Raw genomic sequence first — 19887 nt, 5'->3', positions numbered from 1 at the left:
GGGCCGCCCTCGCGATGGCCGGGCACCGCGATGAACAGGGATCCCGGAGCGGCGCGGTGGGCGTCGAAGCCGGTGCCTCCGGTGATCTTCGTCTCTGGATCGCCCTCGATGACTTCATGATCGTGCCCGGCGAGCAGCTCGCTCAGCTTCACAAGGGTCCTCTCGAAAATGCACCGGCTGCCGGTTGTCCGGCGCGCAGGCGGCGTCAGAGCGCCAAAGGATGACAAAGCAGGAAAATGCGGCGAGGACCGTCGCCGTGGCTACAGAGGTGAGGAGGGGCGGCCGCGCAGAAAATGGTCCGCCTTGCAGGGGCGGAATGATCTGGGAAATGCTGAGAATTGCCCGGAATCGCTAGCCGTGGCCGTGCAACGCGCGACAGTAGATCGCCGGCGCGCTCACCGGGTCGACGGTCGTCGCGCACGCGGCGGACGGGCACAGGGCATGAGCGGCCTGGAACAGGCACTCCCTCACTGCGCATATGCGACCCATGTATGGAGTGTACGTCCAGCCGCGGGGGTGAGAGCCCACCGCTCGTTCGCACATCTGCGGTACTGCTGCCGCGCTGTTTCCGGCACCCGCGCCGCGAGGAACGCCGTGCGGCGGCGCAGCCAAAAGCCCAGCGACTCGTACAGCCGGATGGCGTTGGAGTTGCGCGCGGAGGTGTGCGGGAAGGGCCTCTCGTCGCGGGCTCTCGCGGAACTCTCGCAGATGGTCCTTTCCCAGAGCAAGATCAACAGGGCGCCGGAGAGACCGCACCGGCGCCGGATCCGTTCTCACAACCTGTTCTCACGTAAGGACGGGTGACGCCCCGTTCTGAGAACTGAGTTGTGAGAACATCCGGGGTCATGACGGACCCTCACGACCCCGCCCCGGCCGACGCCGACGACGTCGAGCGCCACCCCTGCCCGCGGTGCGCGGCCGAACCCGGATCGCCCTGCCGCTCGCGCGGCGGCGCCGTCGCCGGGACCTACCACACCGGCCGCTTCACCAAGGTCCCCCGGCTCGCGAAGCTCGTGCGGGTGCAGACCCCGGCCGACCGGGGCCCGGGGCAGCCGTGGCGGCCCGGCACTCCGCCGCCTGTCGACCCGGGCACCCCGGGTGCGGACATCCGGATCGGCTACGCCCGCTGCTCGACCCTCGGCCAGGAACTCGACTCCCAGCTTGACGCGCTGGCCAAGCACGGCATCCCGCGCGAGAAGGTGTTCAGCGAGAAGATCAGCACCCGCATCCGGGTCCGCCCGCAGTTCGAGGCCGCGCTCGCCGCGGCCCGCGAGATCAAGGCCCACGCCCCGCACTGCCGGGTCATCCTCAGCGTCTACGAGATGAAGCGGCTGGGCCGCGACGCCGCCGAACTCACCGCGCTCGCCGACCACCTCACCGCCCACGGCCTGGTCCTGGAGATGCTCGCCGGACCCCTGGCCGGGATGTACGACCCCAGCGGGCCCGGCCGGCTGCTGTTCGCGTTCTTCGCGGCGATGGCAGAGACCGAACGGGAGAACATTCGCGAATCCACCCTCGAAGGCCTCGACGCCGCGGCCCGCAAAGGCAAGCACGGCGGCCGGCCCCCGGTCATCACCGACGACATGCTCCATACCGTCCTGCGGCGCCGTGCGGCCGGGGAGTCCGTCGAGCAGATCCAGCCCGACCTGATCATCCCCACCGGCAAGCGAAAAGGACTCAGCCCCTCCGTCGCCAGCATCTACCGCGCCCTCGCCGAACACGAGAAGGCCCAGGCGTACCCCGAGGCCGTCGAGGCGGCCCACTTCGACTTCGCCGCCCTCCGCCAACGCTCAGCAACGGCCCCCACCAGGACCTAACGAGCTCGTGCATGGTTGGCGGTGAGACGTCGACGACTTGGCGTGGCTCGGTGTTCACATCTGCGGCGTCGGGATCAGGTCCGCGGTCTGCTGTTGGGACAGCAGGCCGGCGACGGCTTGGACGATGTCGCTCATGTGCTCGCGACGGCCGAGGTGGCGGGCCAGTGCCCGCCAGTTCTTCAGGTGGGCGATGCCGTGCTCGACGGGGATGCGTCGCGAGGAGTGCGCCTTGCGCTGCCGCTCGTACATCTCCTCGTACCAGTCCGGGGCGCTCTTCTTGAATTTGCGGTGCGGTGGTGTCACGACGCGCCCGCCGGTCTGGGCGCCCAGCCCCTGGTAGCCGGCATCAGCGAGGATCTCGACCGCTGGCCCGTTGGTCAGGAGCTTGACCAGCCCTGACTGGCGGGCGTGTGTGATGTCCGCACAGCTGCCTGGCCGGGTCGGGCTGCAGAAGAGCACGCGCCCCTTGGCGTCGGTGACCACCATGGCCTTGACGGCGTTCTGCTTGGTCTTGCCGGAGATGAACTTGTCCCGGTCTTTGCGTCCGGTGGCCGGCCGCCGGACCCGGATCTCGGTGCCATCGATGATTCCGGTCTTCCCGGTCTCGCCGAGATGGCCGACGACCTCGGCCAGGGTTCGCAGCCGTACGTCGGGGCTGATGGTGCACCCCCGCTCCGCGAGCAGGGGCCGCATCTCGCTGATGGCCCGTGTGATGGTGGAACGGTCTACGCCGAACCAGCAGGCCAGCACATCGTGAGTCGTTGCGTGCCGGAGATGGACAAGCGTGGCCAAGAGTCGGTCGACGAACACCAGTCGGTGTTTGGCTCCGGCGCCCACGGCTCGCTTTCGCGGCCGGGAGGCAAGCCGTTTCTGGTGCCGCTCGTGCCACAAAGGGCCTACCTCAGCGATGAGTTCAGCGATGACATCAGCCGTCAGGCCCGTAATCCGTCGGTTGCCGATGATCACGGCACGGGTCGCGTTCTCCACCACACGACCATGATCAACGATCAGGGGCTCGACGTCTCACCGCCAACCATGCACGAGCTCGTTAGCGTTTGTTACCGGCCTGCACTCTGCTCGTGGTCTTGTGCAAGGCGGCCGACGAGGGCGTCATTGGGGCGGCGGTGGGACCGGTACCCAACCCGGCTCGGGGTCGTCTGCGCGGGTGAGGACCGCTGTGAGGTGGTCGGCGGTGGTGTAGGGGACGCGGGGGTCGGCGAGGAAGGCGGCCGGCTCGATGGTGCGGGTGACCATCAGCGGCAGGACACGCCAGGGCTGCTTGCCGTAGACGCCGCAGGCGGCTGCCGCGGGGCCGGCGTGGGCGGCGACGGTGGCGGCTTTGGAGAACAGCTTGTCCCGGTAGCGGGCGGTGAACTTCTTCATGTGCTGTTGCAGGGCATGGGAGGCCACGGCTCCGGTGGGGTTCTTCGCCTCGATCACCCATAGGCGGCCCCTGTCCGGGTCGGCGACCAGCAGGTCGATCTCGCCGGCCAGGCCGGGGATACCGACTTCGGCGGCGGTCTTCTCCAGCAGGCGGAATCGATGCGGCAGTTTTGCCGCACGGGCGGCATCCCGTACGTCCTGTTCCAGGCGCTGGTCGAGCTGCTGACGGTGACGGGCGAGGGCCTGGCCGACGGGGGCGGGCAGTTCGGGGTGCGGCAGGCGGCCCTCATCGAGGTAGGCGGCGTAGGCCTCGCGGGAGGCGTGGGCGAGCCAGGGCAGGACGAGCAGCTCCTCACCGTCGGCGATGAGGGGGTGGGTCAGGGGCCGGGTGCGGCGCTCGACTTCGGTGTAGGAGTGGCCGCCGGTGCCCGCGGCGTTGCCGGGATGCAGGCGCAGGCGCTCGACGGCTGCGTGGAGGTGGTCGGTGGGAAGGCGGGACCAGGCAGCGCTCTCGGCGACCAGGTTCTCGGTTGTCACCGTGGCGATACCACTGCCGCAGGTGGGCCAGTCCGCAGCGGTGGCGAGCACGGCTCCGAGTGCGTCTAGGCTGCATCCCCAGCCCTGGATGAGGAGCCGGTCGGCTTGGGCGAGCTGGCTTCCCGCGGGGCGAGCGGCTGCGGTGAAATCGTTGGGGGTTCGGGTGGTCGGGTGGGTCAGGATGGCGGCCGAGTCGAGGAGTTCGGGCTCGGCACTGGTGGCGGCGTTGATCATCCGCTGCAGGCGGGCGCGGTGGTAGGTGTCGGCGTCGAAGCCGAGATGATCGCCGTCGGTTGCCTGGGCTGGTTCGGCGGGGGTGTCGGGGCCGGTGGTAAGGGTGAACAGGCCGCTGGGGTCGATGGTCACCTCGACGTCGTGGAGGCGGCGGGCGGCCGCGACCGCGGTGATGCCAGCGTCGAGGACGAGTTCGGCGAGCGCGACGAGCTCAGCGACGGCCAGGACGTCGACGGCCTGATCGCCGGTGGGCGCGGTCACAAGGGATTGCTGCAGGAGCAGCTGCAGCGCGGAAGTCGCCGTGGCGGTGTCCTTGTATCGGCGGCCGGCTTCTGCGGTCCAGTTGTTGGCCCACGGTGCTGAGAGATTGGCCGCGGTCTCGGTGAGGGCTCGGGTGCGGTGGGACCAGGCGGCGTTGAGGTGCCGCGCGATTTCACGGAACAGCGCCGGCTGGTGGCCGCTGATCTGATCGGCGAGGGCCTTTTCCAAGGCGTGCAGGAGCTGTTCGACGGGGCCGCCGGGGCGGCAGGCGTCGGCTCCGCGCCAGCTGCCGGCCGGCACGCGGGCTCGGCGCAGGGCCGCCGCCGCGGTGCGCAGGGCGCGGGTGTGCAGGTGCGGGGTGCGCGGCAGGGTGTAGGCGGGGGTGGTGGGGGGCCAGGAGTGGGTGATGCCGGTCAGCCGCAGGAGGGGGTGGGCAGTGTTCCAGGCGGTGGTGAAGGTGTCGGCGTCAGTGCCGGGCCCGGCGGCGCGGCCGGTGCGGACCTGGGTGATGAGTTCGTGGACAAGCAGGCCCAGGATGCAGTGTCCCTTGTGGCCGTCGCCCGCGAAGGCGGCCAGCAGCAGGGGGTCGACGACGATATCGATGCGCCCGGCCGCGGGGTCCGCGCCGGCGCGCAGCAGTAGCCCCTCCCCCACGTCGGCGGTGTCCACGCCGTCCGGTGCGCCGGCGGGGAGTTGGTGAGGATCGTCGGAGACGGCCACCTCGACGATGAGGGGCGCGCCGTCGGGCAGCGTCGCGTGCGCGGTGACTGGCTCGAGGGTGGTCAGGGTGGTGCGCAGGGAGTCTGCGAGGCTGGCCATGGCGCTCGCGTCGACGGGGACGCCGGGCCGCTGCGAGGGGATGGCGACGACGACCAGTGGGGGGACGGTGGCCGTGCGGACTAGGAGGGTTCCGTCGCAGGTGTGGTGCTCGAGGTCGGTGTAGATACCAGTGCCGCCGAGGTCGGGCGGGAAGTGCCGGGCGCGCGTGAAGTCCCGCACGTTCGAGAGGCCGACGGCCTGGAAGAGGCGGTCGGTGCCGGCGTGTGCGGCGGCGCGTTCCCAGACCTCGTCGTGGTCGGTGGCGGAGGCGACGGCGACGCCGTTGCTGTCGGGGCCGGGGAGCAGCAGGGTGGATGTGCGGTGCCAGGTGGACCAGGCGTCGAGGGCGTCTTCGTAGAACACTCCGCGTACGCCCGGGTGCTCGGTGAGCTCCAGGACGAACAGCGCCAGCAGTGTCGGATCGCCTTCCGTGTGGTGGAGGATCTCGGCGACCTCCTCGACGTGGAGGAAGGCGGTGTCGCTGATCAGTTCTGGCCCAAGGATGCGGGGCCCTCCGTAGACGACGAGGCGGCCGCGGCCCGGCGGTGTGTCGGCCAGGGAAGCCCGGCCTTCTTCCACGCGTGAGCTGAGGGTGCCTGCGGTGATCGCGCTGACGGCCGCGATGTCGTAGCGGTGGGTCGGCGAGGACAGTCGGCACACCGGTTCAAGTCGGGTGGGGATGTGGTCCAGGCCGAGGAGCTGAGCGAGCCGGGCGACGGTCGCCTCCTGCAATCGTGCCTCGGCGGCGGGCAGTTCGTGTGGCGGGAGCTTGTCGAGGAGGCGGGCGGTGGCCGGGGCGATGGCGTCGGTGGCCGCGCCGGCGGGGACGGGCAGGCGCCGGCCGTGCGCGGTGAGGGCCAGGACGGGGCCGAGCAACGGAGTGTCGGGGTGGTAGCGCAGCGGCATGGCTTTGATCGGGCGGGTCAGCCAGTCCAGGGCGCGTGCGGCGCGTTCCGGGTGCCGGCAGGCGGGGAGGAGGTCTGCGGGGTCGGCGATGGCGGTGGCGGCGTCGACTTCGGGCGGGGTGAGGTGGCAGGCGACCTGCTCGTCGGTGTCCCTGGTGAGGGGACCGGGCCAGGCAGGGGTGAGGGCGGTCAGGGCCCGGTCGGTGACGCGCAGGGCCAACTCAAGGACGTCGGCGATCCCGAATCCGCAGGCACGCCGGAGGGGTTCGTCAGTAGCCAGGGCGGTGAGCTGCAGGCTGCGCAGGACGAGGAGGGGGTGGGCGAGCTGCCCAGGGTGGACCAGAAGCGCCTCGTCCGCGAGGTGATGGCGCACGCCGGCGCGCAGGTCGCTGGGCTGGCGGCCGGTGACGACTCCGCGTCCCGGCGCGGCATCCGCGACGGCGTTGACCAGGCCGGGCAGGTCCTCGGCGCCGGCAGGCGTGCCGGGGCGGCGCGGGGTGCGCAGGACGCGGGTGAGCATCAGCAGCAGGTGGTCGTGGAGACGCTGGCAGTCGGGCGACGTGAGCGCGGCCTGGAGCAGCACGATCAAGGAGTCGGTGGAGTACAGGGCCAGAGCGCGGTCGAGGGCCTTCCACTCAACGCGGCGGTGTGCGGCGGAGGTGGGCGTGTTCGAGGGCATGGTGCGGTTCCTGCTCTGCTGCCTGGCTGATCCGACGGGACAGCCTTGCAGGCGGGCCGCCGCGCGTGGGCCGGGTTTGACCGATCGCTGTGGATATGCTGCGTGCGAGGTCAGGCATATGCGACCTAGAACGACGGGGCTGGGTGGTGGGGCATGGGAGTGGCTCCGGGTTCCAAAAAGGCCGGCCGGTGCGGTCAGTCAGGTCCCAACCGCGCCATCGCTCGTCGAGCAGTTCAGCGGTGACCGAAGCCGACAGGTTCGCGGATTCCTGAGACCCTGTCGCGCCGAACCCAGAGCTGTCGGAAGTCTTCGGGGCGAAGAGACCGTCGGGTTACCTCTTTCCAAGATCGGGATATACCAGCTGACCTACCCGTTGCCGGACGGGCTTCGCGCATCAAAAAAAGTGCGATGCATCAGGCGACCGGGCGACCTAGCATCGCGGGCATGGCAACACCCCTTCCGCTGATGGTCTATCTCGACCTGAACCACTGGTATGCCCTCGGGGACGCACTCGCGGGCGCTCCCCAGAACCCCGACCACGTCACGGCCCTGAAGCAGTTCCAGGGCCACGTCGAGCGGGGAGAGGTCATGTTTCCGCTCTCGACCGTGCATTACATGGAGTTGACCGAGAATCCCCGTGACGCTCACCGGCAGCGGGCAGCAGACGCGATGGCCCTGTTGTCCAGGTTCGTGACCATGGCGCCCGAGTCCAAGATCCTGGATGAGGAACTGGCGCAGGAGCTCAACCGTCGGCTCGGCCGCCCCGCCTTCCCCATGAAGGTGACGAAGTTCGGCATCGGCGTGGGGTTCGCGTTCGGCGAGGCGAAGCGGATGGTACTGAAGGGGATCACGGAGGAGAACCGCCAGGAGTTGGAGACCCGGCTGGGGATGTCGGTGTCGCAGTTCGAGGCTTCAGCGAACGCGACCGCCGAGTACTGGGTCCTGAGGGGGCCGACGGGGACGCTTAGGTCCGCAGTCCCGAACTATGACCCCTATGCGGCTCGGCGTGTCGCGGACGCTCAGCTCGCCGACTTCAGCGTCATGATCAACACGCTGCGCACCGACCCGGAAATCGCCAAGCGACCGATGGACGCCATCTGTGCCCGCCATCTCGGCTTCGACATCATCGACAACTACACCCGTGCGCTCATGAGCGCTGGCTTCGTGAAGCAGGGCCCATTTCACAGCCGGGCTGAACTTACCGACTTCCTGACGGCACTTCCGTCTCGGAAGGTCGTCACGAAGATGCACTTCCACTACCTCAAGGACGTGCACCGGAACTGGACGATCAACGATCTGCGCGACATAGCCGCGCTGTCGATCGCGATTCCGTACTGCGACGTGGTCGTCACGGACAAGAAGGCGTGGGACACCGCGGTCAACCGTGCCCACCTCGACAAGGACTTCAACACTCCGATCTTCAGCAGCCTTACCGACCTCGCGAAGCACCTGGCGGGCTGATTGTCTTGTGGTCTCCGGCGGCTTGCCGCCGGAGACCTGCACTGGTCAGGCCTGTGCCGGGTCCTGTTTGAAGCGGTGTGGATGTGCAGCCTGGAGATACTTCATTGCGGTTGCATCAGAGATCCCCAACACACGCATGCGGTGGATTCGGTCTTCGGCCTGATGGGCCTCATCAAGGAAACGCGCCGGGCGGCGAGGTTCTTGTGATCGACCGCTCCCCGCACCGCGGCGACCGGGTCAGGCATTGGCGCAGCAAGAGTGCAAGGATGCGCTTTGCGCGTCACCGCATGCCCGACACTCGCCTCTCGGCCGGGAGCGGTGCCTAGCGACCGCTGGAATCGTGCACGCGGATCTCAGGTTTCGGCGCCACCTCTTTCGCCGAAGCGCCCGCCGCCGCCAGGGACGGGCTTCGCGCTAGAGATCTTCAATGGCTGGGGTTACGGCGGTTGGAAGTCGAGGCCGGTCTTGGCGATGAGGCCGTCGATGAGGCCGGGTCGGTACTGCATCCGTTTGAGCCGGGTCTTCACGAGCGCGGCGAGTTGGTCGAGGCTGTGTTTGGTGAGGTTGGCCAGGGAGCGTTTCAGATGCGACCAGACGCCCTCGGCGGGATTGAACTCAGGTGCGTACGGAGGTAGTTGGTAGACGGTGAGCCATAATCGGGTGTCGATCAGCTGCCGCATGGTGCGGCTGACGTGTGTGTTCAAGTTGTCCCAGACCAGGACGATCGGGTCGCCGAGTTGCTGGTGTGCGGCGTCGAGCAGGCGGGCGTAGTCGGTCTCGGTGAAGCCCTTGCGCTGGCCTTTGGCGGGGTTGCGGTCGAGGTGGGTGCGGTAGATCAGTCGGGGCCGGTGGCAGTGCTTGGTGCAGATCAGTGCCGCCATGGAGACGCGTTTGGTGCCTGCGGCGGTGACCCGCACGACGGGTGTGTGGCCTCGTCGACCCCAGGTGCGGCCTTTGGGCGGCCTCAGCCCCTGGCCGGCTTCGTCCTCGAAGCAGAGTCAGGCGCCCAGGTCCGCCGCCGTCTTTTTTATGACGGGCCACTGCTCGTCCTTCCAGGCGGCGATCTTCTCCTCGTCGCGCTCGGTGGCCTTGCGGGAGGGGACCTGCACGCTCCAGCCGATGCGGTGCAGCAGCAGGTCCATCCCGGCCAGGGTGTACTCGACGCCGAACCGGCGGCGTACGACCTCGGCGATCCTCGCCAGCGTCCAGCACTGGTCAGGCCAGCCGGCGGCGGACGGGCCGGCGTCCAACACCGCCTCCAGTAGACGCAGCTGACCGGCACCGAGTTTGCAGCGGGCACCGCCGGGGCCCTTGGAGACCAGGGCCTGCCGACCGCCCGAAGCCACCGCCCGCCGCCAGCGGTTCGCCGACATCCGGGTCACTCTGAAGCGCCGGGCCACCTCCCGGTCACTTGCCCCCGCCTCGATCAGATCGCCGGCCGCCAACCGGATCCGTTCACGCCGAGCCCGCTCCTCAGCCGTTAACCCTCCGCCATCGGGATACTTCATTCCTCCGGCATAGAGCGGCCCACGACAGCTGTCACGACCCCACGTAACCCACACCCTTAAAGATCTCTAGACGATACGAAGAGCGCTATACGCGAGCCCATACGTCACAGTGCAGATCGATCGGTGAGCACGGCACGTCGCCAAGAGACATCACGCGCTCCGGCGCCGTGCCGGGCCCGCGACGAACGCGCCCAGTCGGCCAGGCACGGAGCTTTCGGGTAGGGCCTGAAGTTTCGGCTCAGCAGTCGTCGGCCCGCGGAGGAGCTCGACGAGCGTGAGCAGTTGGAGATCTATGGCGTCCCCGGTTTCCCACAGCGAGCCCTGGCCGACGGGGACCGCGCCGCGGCACCGAGGGGCCTTGAAGTCAGCCGCACGACGCTCCCCTTCGTAATCGCTGCCGACATTCTTCTTCATGACGCATGCCGGGTGGTGTGCCTGCTGCGCACACCGGGCTTGAGGAGTTCCGAAGGCAGCCACCCGTGGGGGTGAATCCCCCCGAGCTGAGGCCCCGTGGCAGCCCGGCCCAGCCACGGTGGTCGGCATGACGATGATGATGCGCCGCTGGGCCACTGCCGTGGCCACCGGGCTGGCCACGAGCAGTCTCCTCCTCGCCTTCGGCTCACCCAGCTGGGCCGCCCCCAGCGCTCCTCCCTCGGCCACCGCTTCCGCCGAGCTCCCTGAACCCCCGGCCGTCGGCGAAGCACGGGTGGAACTGGCCGAGTTGACCGTCGCGCCCGAGGCGGACGTCCCGGGCTACAGCCGGGCGAAGTTCCCCCACTGGATCATCCAGCAGGGCACCTGCGACACCCGCGAGACGGTCGGTCCTCGCCCGGGACGGCGAAGACGTCGCCCAGGACGGTCAGTGCCGCGCGACCTCCGGGCGCTGGGTCTCGCCGTACGACGGCGTGACTGCCGACGCGGCCGCCCAGTTCGATGTCGACCACGTCGTCCCCCTCAAGGAGGCCTGGCGGTCCGGCGCGGCGGAATGGAGCACGCAGGACCGCCGCGCATTCGCCAACGACCTCGTGCACTCGCAGCTCGTCGCGGTCTCCGCCCGCTCCAATGGCTGGCCGATCTCACCCGAGCGAGGTTCGCGCGCCACGCCGCCGCCGTGCCCACGCGGGCCGACAGGCCCCGCCGGAGCTGTTTTACGTCATCTGCCACGGCATGGGTGATCAGCTGTCGACGCGGCATCCTGGCATCGACGGAAGCGGCGCCTCACCTGTGATCTTGCTGATCCGGCGCCGGATCGCCGCGAACATCTCGGCGCGGTCTCTGACGGGGTTGTCGCACCGGTCGTAGCGCAGTTGAAGCGTGGCGGTACGGTCACGGGATTTGAGCAGGACCAGGCCGAGGCTCCTCCCGGGCTCCAGGTCACGGTGCCCGCGCAGTTCCAGCGGCAGGCCGTTCTCGGGGTCGGTCAGCGCCTGCACCAGCTCGGCTCGCCGCAGACCGGTGTCGGAGAAGTGGTCCAGCTCCAGGATCCACCACTCACCTAGCCTGGCCTCGTGACCGGTGACGACTTGCGGGACGGCGACGGTGTGCAGGAGACCGAGACGGCGCAGCAGCCCGCTGGGGAGCCAGGCGGCGTCGCGCCAGGTGGCCTCGTAGATGAGTGGCTGGCGATCGGCTTCCCACTGCTTCTCGTGGTCGGTCCAGGTGCCTTCGGTGTGCCAGCAGGCTTCTCCGCCTTCGTCCTCGACCCGCTGGGCGATGGCGGCCTCGGCGTTCTCAAAGGCCCGTCGGGAGGGGCCGGACAGTGTGAGGCTGGTCGGCTGTCCAAGGCGTCGGAGTTCGATCCCTCGCTCGGTGCGCCGGCAGATCCGGACTCCATTGAGACCGTAGATCTCATCTGGTCCGGGCTTGATCGGCATGCGGCACGGCAGCAGTCCGCACAGCAGGCTCTCGAGGCTCGCGTTGCTCTCCAGGCTCAGCCGCAGGCCGCCCGCGGTGGGCTCGACGTACTTGATGCCGAAGGGGTACTCGAAGAAGTTCTGACGGGAGCTGAGGACCTGGTAGAAGACCTCCGACTCGAAGAGGAGCTGTTCCTGCTCGGCCGGTGCCGGGATGAGCGGGGAATCGGGGGGCAAGGCGGCGACGATATCGCAGGCGAGTTGGCGGGGAGCCCCGGTGTACAGCGCGTACGTACGGGCGCGGTTGCTGATCTGCGTGGCCGACATCGGCGGAGGCACCTTTCACCCACCTCCGTCGGCCCGCGGAGCGTGAGGAACAGGTACTGCATCGGAAGTGGAGGTTCGGGGGTGCTACTGGTCGAAGCCCTGCTTCTTCGCCTCCGCCTTGAACCGGTGGGCCGAGGTTCGCGGTAAGAGCAGCAGACCAATGCCGCTGGGCGTCACTGTATCTCCGGCGGACGAAGCGGGCCGTGTGCCACGCCGTCCAGCTGTGCGAGTCGGCAAGCCGCAGGCAGGCCGAGCAGACGGTCGCGCTGACGGACCTACACGGCGGTGTTGGACGGGTCGCTGGCGACCAGCGGCAGCGCGGACGCAGCAGCGTTTGTCTGCGGGTTCGGGCGGCAATCGGACGCCGGTAAACGTCGTTTTCCAGTGACATATGCCGACCCAAAAGTCACTATTCGGCGCGTTCATGCCACGTAAGGATGATGCCCGCACGGCGATAATCACCGCTCACCACCGCTGGGAGACTTCATGCATACTGCACGGAATGTCCTCATGGCCCTCGCCGCGGCCGGTGCCGCTGTCACCCTAACCGCGGCCCCCGCGTCCGCCGCCCCAGGCGACACCCGGAGCATCTGCCACAGCCAGCTCACGCCGAGCGGCTGGGCCGACGTCTCGTGGTCGAGTAGTTCCCAGTGCGGCGGCTTCGAGCCCAACCGCAAGCAGATCAAGCAGCTGGACGGCTACCCGATCGGCACCGAGGTCGCGATCTGCGCCTCGACGCTCCAGCCGGCGGGCTGGATACAGATCCGCGAGTACTACAGCCAGAGCTGCCGATACTCCTCGGTGCCCAGCCTGAACAACAACGCCTGGACCGTCAGACGGGTCTCTTGACCCCGGGCCGGTGCCGGGGCGGCAACAGGCCCGCGCTCAACGCCGCTTCGGCATCGGCACCGTCGTCACGCCCTCCGCCACGGTCGGTTGCCCGACGCCCACGCGCCCATACGCGCGTATCGACCGCAACCGTGGATTTCGCGTCGACATGTCGCCGCGGGCAACCAGAAACGCACTGAACAACGGCCGCTACCGGACCGTCGCGGACCAGGACGGCTACGTTCTCCTGCAGCGGCGGCCCTGACAGACCACAGGCCGGCGACGCCGTGGAACTCGTGGCGCCTCCTACGCCTCTTCTACGCCTGCGCCCGCCCCTGTTCCCGTACCTGGGCGAGCCGTCGGACGCCGAGGTCGAGGGCCTGTCCGGTGGCGTCTGCCGGGAAGGTGCACGGCCAAGTCGATTGCCCGCGGCAGTTCGATGTCGCTGCTGAGAGAGGGCGCCGGCGGTGAGGACGATCGCGGAGCACCTCGGTAGCTCGCTGGGCTCATAACCCAGAGGTCGCAGGTTCAAATCCTGTCCCCGCTACAAAAAGCAGGGGCCCGGCACCAGCCGGGCCCCTGACGCGTTCTCCGGCCACAGATTCAGCACCGGGCGAAGCGGGGGAGTTTGCCGTCTCGCCTGCGGACCGTAGCGCCCGTCGACGTCGGCCTCGCGGCGATCACCGGTGACGAGGTCGCCTGTCCCTGGGCGGCTCGGACCTACCGTCGTCGGCGGGCTCGGAGGCTGGACGACGGCCTGCGGCGGCCAAGCCGATCATCGCCGTCAGCAGCCCGAGCACCTGGCTGATCAGCCCGATCCAGGAGGTGAGCAGCGCCGCCGAATTGGCCATCACCTCTTGTGTGCCCTGGGCCAGTGGGCCCGACGCGGGGGCGGAAGTGGCGGGCGCGGACGGTGGGGAGGTGGGCGGAGACGTGACGGGGGAGGTCGGTGGTGTGGTGGGTGGCGAGGTCGGCGGGCTGGACGTGGTGTCCGTGTCGGTGGGATCCGGGGTGACGGTCCGTGTGGGGTGCACCGTCAGCACGGTCAGACCACCCGCCGACAGGAGTGTGCCGAAGCCCATCAGCACGAGGGTGACCAGCAGCAGGGTGGCTGGGAGCTTGAGGACGGCGAGGGTACCGGCTTGCGGAAGGCGCCACATGGGGCCACTGTACGAACGCGATGTACGGATACGATCACGCCGCGTTGCGCCTGTCGGGGCAACGCCGCGACCGTTCCCGGGGTTCGCGTCAAAACCTGTGCGCCCGCCGACGGCGGTGTCCGCAGCTCAGTCGTGCCCTTCTACGAGGTGGGCATGGTGATGTCGTCGTAGGACTCCAGCAGGGTCCAGCGCTGTGCTGCCCGCACTCCCGTGGGGAACCGGTCGGCGGCCGGCAGTGGACCCAGGTCCAGGCCGGTGAGGTTGGCGATGTCGGCCACAGGCACCTGGAAGGTACGGAAAGCGCCGAGCGGGGGAGGATCTCCCGCTCGCGCAGCTTCCGCCATGGCTTGGGCAGCGGCGCCCTTGGTGAGGTCGGGGCTCTGGTCGAGCACGTACGCGGTAGCCGCGAGATCCCCGTCCTGCATGAAAGCTGCGACCTTCCAGAAACGCAGCGGCACACGGATGCCCCGGTACGGGGGATCGGAGTCCTCGAGCACCGGCCCGGTGAAGACCGTCAGCTTGCGGTCGAAGTCTTCGGCGTGGTCCAACAGGAAGTTCTCCAGCCCCTGCCAGAGCTGTCTGCCCTGGTTGAAGACGTTCATCTGGGGCGCGGCGTTGGTGTAGTGGAACGTGTCGTCGTTCGCCGCGAGCGCGTCGGGACCCCATACGGGGTCCATGCGCCGGACCAGGTGCCCCTTGTCCAGCGGGTTGTCCTGGTAGATGGGGTGGCCGGCCTGCTGGGCCTCGGGAAGGCGGGGGTCGAACCGCCACTCATCCTCGCGCGGCACATCGATGAGCTGCGCGCCGTCGATCGTGACGGCGGTGGCCGCGGCCAGACGTCGGTCCGGGCGGAAGACGACGGTGAAGTGGGTGTAGGGGAGGGTGACCGTTTCAGTGTCGGAGTCGGCTGGCAGGGGCAGCGGCAGGGCCGGGCCCAGGAAGCGCTCGTCGTAGCCCTTGCGGTCCGTCAGGGACTGGCGGCTGGCGGCTTCCGTGTTCGGCTGGGGTTCGGGGTGAGTGGCCATGCTGGTGTCGTACCGCGCCGCCTTGGCTCACACGCTGGCGCGGCGTGCGGACTCACCCGGATGGCCGAGGGCAGGCTCGACCGCAACCGATCCAGGAGGTGAGCAGCACCGCCGAATTGGCCATCACCTTCTGTGCGCCCTGGGCCAGCGGGCCCGCTGCGGAGCCGGACGCGGCGGGCGCGGACTGCGGTGAGGGGGCGGAGACGTGACGGGCGAGGTTGGCGGCGGGGTGGGTCCTGCACCCACCCCGGGCCCACCTCCGAGGACACCAAAGCCTCTGCGGCGAGTTCCAGTTCGTCCGAGAGCAAGGATGACAGCGGCCGACCGGGCGGCCCTGCCCGCGTACGTCCGGAAGGGGGCGTCACTCCGCCGACGTCCTGATCCGCTCGCGCTGCGCCATGGCCCAGGCGTAGCCGGGGTTCAGCTCCACGGCACGGTCCAGATCCATCAGTGCCTCGGTTCGTCGGCCGAGTGCCTCATGGGCCAGCGCCCGGCTGCCCAGGGCCCAGGCGTACTCCGGGTCGAGGGCGAGGGCGCGGTCGTACTGGGCGATGGCCTCCTCGTAGCGGTCCGTGCGCCGGTAGACATCGCCGCGCTCGCCCGGCGTACCCGGAAGGTCCGGTTCCAGGGCCTCGGCGCGGGCGAGGTCGTCCAGCGCGCCCGCCGCGTCGCCGAGCAGGGAGCGGACATGGGCCCGCCGTACCAGGGCCCATGTGTAGTCGTCGTCGAGGGCGATGGCCCGGTCCAGGTCCTCCAGCGCCTCGTGCGTCCGGCCGAGCGCGGCCCTGGTCTGGGCGCGGCTGCCCAGGGCTGTCGCGTCCCCCGGATCGGTCGCGACCACCCGGTCCAGCTCTTCGAGCGCCTCCTCGTACCGGCGCGCCCGCCGGTAGGTCTCTCCGCGCTCCCGGGGGATCCAGTGCGCGCCGGGTTCCAGTTCTTCGGCCCGGTCCAGCTCGGCCATCGCCCGGTCGGTGTCGCCGGTGGCCCGGTGGACCACGGCGCGGCCGAAGTGTGCCGCCACGTTCCCGGGGTCGAGGGCGAGCGCCCGGCCGAAGTCGTCCAGTGCCTCGTCGAACTCCTCGGCCGAGCGGTGCTGCCGGCCGCGCGCGACCAGCGCCCTGGACCGGTCGGCCGCGTCCAGCCCGGCCCGGGCGAGCAGCAGCCCCAGTGCCTCAATTCCCCGCCGCCGCTCGTCCGCCAGGGCGGTCAGCAGCCGACGCCCCCAGTCGCGCGGCCCGTCTGCGCCCGCGTCCTCGCCCGCCTCGGCCAGCGTCGCCGCCCAGCGCCGGGCCACCGCCAGGCCCGCCTCACAGGCGCCGATCCCGTCCCGCAATGCCCCGGGCAGCTCCGCCGACGGACGGGCGCACAGCAGGTGGTACGTCTCCTCCAGGCGTGGTGTGCACCAGGCGTCCCGCTTCCAGAGTTCGTCCGGGCTGTTGTCCTCCTCTGCGGCCTCCCGTCGGCGGGTGAAGGTCTCCGCCAGCCGGAGGTGCCCGTCGGTCCACCGCCGCGGTGAGGTGTTCTGCTGGAGCCGCAGTATGGGCGCGCGGACGACCTCGTGGTAGCGGACCGATCCGGTGTGCTCGCTCACGAACGGCAGCGCCCGCAGCCAGCCGAACAGCTCCGCCGCGTCCTCGTCCACGGCCGCCCGGAACACATCGTCGTCGAGTCGGCGCGGCAGCGCGCCCGCGAGCGCGGCGGACCGGCGCACCGGGTCGTCCTCCCACTTCAAAAACCGCTCGACGGCCGTGGCGCTGGGGTCGTCCACCGTGCCCGGGTTCGCGGCCAGGGTGGACACCAGGACCGGCAGCCGGCCGGAGAGCCGCAGCACATCGCGGACCACCCCCTCGTCGGTGACCCCCTTCGCGGTGAGGAGCTGCCTGGCCTCCGCGTCGGTGAACGGCTCCAGCGGCATGGTCCCGATGACGTCGGCGAGGTCCGCCCAGCGGCCGGGGTCGAGCCGGCCGCGCCCGGCGAGCACGATCACGGTGTGCGCCGGGAGGGCGCCGTAGCGCTCGCTGGTGAGCAGGGCGCGCAGCCAGGGATCGAGCAGTGGGGCGGTGCGCTCGTACGTGTCGAAGAACAGGACCGTCCATGGTGCCGAGGCCGCCGCCCGGGATACCTCCTTGACCAGCAGCGGGGTCAGCACCTGGACCGGGTCCAGCACGAGCTGCACGTCCTTGTGGTCGCGGAAGCGGGAGCCGAGGGCGGTCCGCAGCCGGTCGGTGCCCTGGGCGAGCGGTGCCGGGTCGACCGCCCCGGCCAGCGCGCCGGCCCCGGGCACCAGGCCCAGCACGGCGAGCCCGGTCTGCGCGACGACCATGCTGCCCGCGGTGGGGGCCTGGGACGGGCCTTCGGCCTCTGCCGCCGTTATCGACTCCGCCTCGTGGCGGCGCTGCTCGTAGGTGGCAAGCCTGCGGTCCAGAACGGTGAACTCATGGCCCTGCCGCGCGAACTGGGCACTGATCGAGGCCATCGCCTCGGGCACGCTGTTCACTGACTCGTCGACACGGGCGGTGAACGCGCCGTGGTCTTGGCGGGCGGCCTGTTCGAGCCGGCGCAGCAGCCAGGTCTTGCCGACGCCTCCGTTGCCGTGCACATGAAAGAGGAAGCGATGCCGTTCATCCTCCGGCTCCATGGCGAAGTTCGCGCGGAACGCGGCCAGTTCGCCGCTTCGCCCCACGAACCCGGCCCGTCCGCGCCGCTGGATCAGCTCCTGCATCGACGCCCGTGCCCGCCCCATCAGCCCCTCCCCGAGGTGAGGGGCTCCAGTCTGCCAGGTGGAGCGGGTGTCGTCCGGTTGATGGCACCCGGGCCTTATTGCGTGCGATCTGCAGGTGCACGACCACCTCACCGCGTGGACGAAGGGCGGTAGGCCAGCAGTGCTCGCCTCGCGCCGTACGGCACCTGGAAGCGCATGCGCGGTCCGGCGGCCGTTCCACTGGATGGGCGGCGGCCCACCTGACATCGTGTTGATCGTTTCGGCGATCTCGATGGTGATGGAGTGTTGGGCTGATGTCGCGTATGAACGGGTCGAATCGGGCGATGGTCTGGGGCACCAGCGGCGTTGCCGCTGCCGTGCTTGCCCTGACCGCTTGTTCGGCGTCCAGTGGAGACGACGACACCAAGGCGTCTGGCAAAGGCGAGAAAAGCGGAGCCGCCACTGCGCTCCCGCACCAGACCAAGCCGGGCTCCAGCGCCCCGGACGAGTGGACCCAGCCGGAGCAGTGGGCGGCTCTGCCACGGGGCAAGCGCACCGACAACAACGGTAACGAGGTTCTGTTCCCGCACACCGCCGAAGGGGCCGTCAGCATGCTGTCCGCCGCGAACTCGACAACCGCACAGGGCAGCCGGGACATGGTGGACGAGCAGATGGGCGCCTACGACTCCTACCTGGCCGCAGCCGACCAGACGCCAACGAACAAGCAGAAGGTCAAGCAGCGGGCGATCCAGACGGACGCCGCCTTGCGTGAAAAGTTCGGGATCCCGGCCAAGGGCGACATGCCGCCGGGCGCCTATTCACGAGCTCGCACCGTCGGCTTCAAGATCATCAAGAAGTCGAAGGACGAGGTCAGCGTCTACATCCTCGCCCGCGTCACCATGAAAGCCGGAGCGATCGAGAAGACGCACAGTTCCTACACCCGCACCCTCATGGCCGCCGAGTGGGAGGGGGATGACTGGAAGATGAGCTCCGCTGCGACCCTCCGTGCCGCGCAGCACGTCGAAGGGCAGCCCCAGCCCGCCATGGCCGCTCCAGGGGACAAGAAGTTCAACCGCTCCGGTTGGACCGCCGTCAGGGGAACATCATGAGGCGTCGGTTCTCCGCTCGCCGCTGACCATGGGACCGGAAACACGCGCGCCGCAGCACCCCTTGGCCCGCCCAGGGCAGTGCTCATACCTGGACAGCGTCTTCCCGGGGCTCGACCGGGGCGGGCCGTGCCAGGTCCACGGAGTCGGCGCGGAAGTCGTACCGGACGCCGCCGAAGAGGGTGTCTGGCCGCTGCCCGGATGAGCCACTGAGGTAGGCGATCGCGGCACTGCCCAACCACTCCCTGCGCATGTGGTGTGTCTGGACCTCGTCGTGCACGAGTCCGCGCGCCCAAGGGAACAGCCGCCCGTCTGGGGCGACAAGGTCGCCGACGAGGGTGTCTAGGGCCGCATAGTGCTGGTCAAGCACCTCGCGGTGACGTCGGACTAGGCGCTCGACGGCTGGTGCCCCGCCCTCTCCGGCAGCCTCGCGAAGGTCGGATTCCTGTAGGCATCCTTCATTCAGCTCGTGCGCCCGGTCGACATAGGCGGCGACCTGTCGGCGATAGTCCGTCGGCACGCTTTTGTAGGGGGAGTCAAGCCAGCCAGCATGAAAGAGGTCAGCGTGCCACGAGGCGTCGTCCGGTCTCGATCTCAGCCGCGTCTCGGCGCTCCCCAGCGTGACCGTATGGAGATCGCTGCCCACCTCGCAGTAGCCGACGGGGGAGAAGTGCTCCAGGAGGCAGTCCCTCAGCTCATCCAGGTCGCCGCCCCAGCTCCGCTGAAGCACTGACCACGGGGCGTTGGCGCACGACCACATGCAGGTGGGAGATGTCGACAACAGATGCGGGCATGCTGACCCCCTCGGGGAACGGTGGGATGCCAGATGGGCCCTGGCATGCGCAGTGTCCCGGCCCTACGCGCGGAACGTGCCGCCGCAGGCCCCGACACGCGGTCTGCCTGCTCCGGGCGAGTGGCTGAGCGGCCGAGCCCATCGCCTCCTCTCGATGCCCGAGCACCACGTCCCCAGGCCGCAGGGGCAGCCGCGCGAGCGCTGCGACCCGCGTCCGTCGCCGCTTCCGGGACCACGCCCCCAGTCGCTGGGGCACCGCAATCCACAGCTCCAGGCCGGCGGCGCGAATCGAGCAGCCGGAACCGCTGCCGGTGAACCTGTTCCTCGCGCCCGCTGGCGAAGCGTCGCAGAGTTTCGGTTTCTCCCGCCTGCCGAGGTCCTCCATGTTCAAGATCAATCCTCAACGCCGGCGGTGTGGTGGTGAGGCCGTAGCGGGATGAGTCCGGCATCGGGACAGTCGACCAGCGGATAGTGGTAGCGCTGATTCCCG

The 19887-nt window shown here is 69.7% G+C and carries 14 protein-coding genes, 1 tRNA gene and 2 pseudogenes; 6 read left to right on the top strand and 11 right to left on the bottom strand.

The annotated features are described in order from the left end of the window. Window positions 1-566: 566 nt before the first annotated feature. Window positions 567-692 (bottom strand): annotated as a pseudogene (locus tag ABZ370_RS40625) (GNAT family N-acetyltransferase); the annotation flags it as partial. Window positions 693-845: 153 nt separating this feature from the next. Here ABZ370_RS40625 and ABZ370_RS40620 point away from each other — a divergent pair. Then, window positions 846-1817 carry a recombinase family protein gene (locus ABZ370_RS40620; protein ID WP_358632424.1) on the top strand — a complete coding sequence of 324 codons (972 nt, stop codon included), beginning with the start codon at window positions 846-848 and terminating at the stop codon, window positions 1815-1817. A 54-nt stretch (window positions 1818-1871) separates the two neighbouring features. On the opposite strand, the gene ABZ370_RS40615 is transcribed toward ABZ370_RS40620, so the two are convergent. Both ABZ370_RS40615 and ABZ370_RS40610 read right to left on the bottom strand, forming a co-directional pair. After that, window positions 1872-2804, bottom strand: a complete 933-nt coding sequence (locus ABZ370_RS40615; RefSeq protein WP_358632421.1) for a transposase family protein — start codon at window positions 2802-2804, stop codon at window positions 1872-1874. 123 nt (window positions 2805-2927) lie between these two features. Next, window positions 2928-6635, bottom strand: coding sequence for a hypothetical protein (locus ABZ370_RS40610; protein ID WP_358632418.1), 3708 nt, complete (start codon window positions 6633-6635; stop codon window positions 2928-2930). 444 nt (window positions 6636-7079) lie between these two features. Here ABZ370_RS40610 and ABZ370_RS40605 point away from each other — a divergent pair, with 444 nt between their 5' ends. Beyond that, a complete protein-coding gene (locus ABZ370_RS40605) occupies window positions 7080-8096 on the top strand; it encodes a hypothetical protein (protein ID WP_358632415.1) in 1017 nt (338 codons plus the stop codon). A 437-nt stretch (window positions 8097-8533) separates the two neighbouring features. Here ABZ370_RS40605 and ABZ370_RS40600 read toward each other — a convergent pair whose 3' ends face one another. From ABZ370_RS40600 to ABZ370_RS40590, 3 genes and pseudogenes are all read right to left on the bottom strand, one after another. Beyond that, window positions 8534-9064: a transposase gene (locus ABZ370_RS40600; protein ID WP_358632437.1), complete on the bottom strand. Its 531-nt coding sequence runs from the start codon at window positions 9062-9064 to the stop codon at window positions 8534-8536. Between the two features lie 30 nt (window positions 9065-9094). Then, window positions 9095-9469 (bottom strand): winged helix-turn-helix domain-containing protein, encoded by a 375-nt coding sequence (locus ABZ370_RS40595; protein WP_358632435.1) that lies wholly within the window; start codon window positions 9467-9469, stop codon window positions 9095-9097. A 6-nt stretch (window positions 9470-9475) separates the two neighbouring features. Then, window positions 9476-9604 (bottom strand): annotated as a pseudogene (locus ABZ370_RS40590) (transposase); the annotation flags it as partial. A 905-nt stretch (window positions 9605-10509) separates the two neighbouring features. On the opposite strand from ABZ370_RS40590, the gene ABZ370_RS40585 reads away from it, so the two are divergent. Beyond that, complete coding sequence (locus ABZ370_RS40585; protein ID WP_358632412.1) at window positions 10510-10779, top strand: DUF1524 domain-containing protein; 270 nt, start codon at window positions 10510-10512, stop codon at window positions 10777-10779. Here the strand turns inward: ABZ370_RS40585 and ABZ370_RS40580 are convergent, their stop codons facing one another. After that, window positions 10780-11784, bottom strand: coding sequence for a hypothetical protein (locus ABZ370_RS40580; protein WP_358632410.1), 1005 nt, complete (start codon window positions 11782-11784; stop codon window positions 10780-10782). A gap of 486 nt (window positions 11785-12270) precedes the next feature. Here ABZ370_RS40580 and ABZ370_RS40575 point away from each other — a divergent pair, with 486 nt between their 5' ends. Continuing rightward, window positions 12271-12633 carry a hypothetical protein gene (locus tag ABZ370_RS40575; protein WP_358632407.1) on the top strand — a complete coding sequence of 121 codons (363 nt, stop codon included), beginning with the start codon at window positions 12271-12273 and terminating at the stop codon, window positions 12631-12633. 457 nt (window positions 12634-13090) lie between these two features. Further along, window positions 13091-13159: transfer RNA gene (locus ABZ370_RS40570), tRNA-Met, on the top strand. Window positions 13160-13292: 133 nt separating this feature from the next. Here the strand turns inward: ABZ370_RS40570 and ABZ370_RS40565 are convergent. From ABZ370_RS40565 to ABZ370_RS40555, 3 genes are all read right to left on the bottom strand, one after another. After that, window positions 13293-13772 carry a hypothetical protein gene (locus tag ABZ370_RS40565; RefSeq protein WP_358632405.1) on the bottom strand — a complete coding sequence of 160 codons (480 nt, stop codon included), beginning with the start codon at window positions 13770-13772 and terminating at the stop codon, window positions 13293-13295. A gap of 140 nt (window positions 13773-13912) precedes the next feature. Next, window positions 13913-14797 carry a DNA/RNA non-specific endonuclease gene (locus ABZ370_RS40560; protein ID WP_358632402.1) on the bottom strand — a complete coding sequence of 295 codons (885 nt, stop codon included), beginning with the start codon at window positions 14795-14797 and terminating at the stop codon, window positions 13913-13915. A 361-nt stretch (window positions 14798-15158) separates the two neighbouring features. Next, a complete protein-coding gene (locus tag ABZ370_RS40555) occupies window positions 15159-17540 on the bottom strand; it encodes a tetratricopeptide repeat protein (RefSeq protein WP_358632399.1) in 2382 nt (793 codons plus the stop codon). 272 nt (window positions 17541-17812) lie between these two features. Here ABZ370_RS40555 and ABZ370_RS40550 point away from each other — a divergent pair, with 272 nt between their 5' ends. Next, window positions 17813-18607, top strand: coding sequence for a hypothetical protein (locus ABZ370_RS40550; RefSeq protein WP_358632396.1), 795 nt, complete (start codon window positions 17813-17815; stop codon window positions 18605-18607). A gap of 82 nt (window positions 18608-18689) precedes the next feature. Here ABZ370_RS40550 and ABZ370_RS40545 read toward each other — a convergent pair whose 3' ends face one another. Then, a complete protein-coding gene (locus ABZ370_RS40545) occupies window positions 18690-19334 on the bottom strand; it encodes a hypothetical protein (protein ID WP_358632393.1) in 645 nt (214 codons plus the stop codon). Between the last annotated feature and the right edge of the window lie 553 nt (window positions 19335-19887).

The sequence above is a fragment of the Streptomyces sp. NPDC005962 genome, assembly GCF_040629205.1.
Taxonomy (GTDB): Bacteria; Actinomycetota; Actinomycetes; order Streptomycetales; family Streptomycetaceae; genus Streptomyces.
This window is presented reverse-complemented; position numbering and strand designations above follow the sequence as displayed.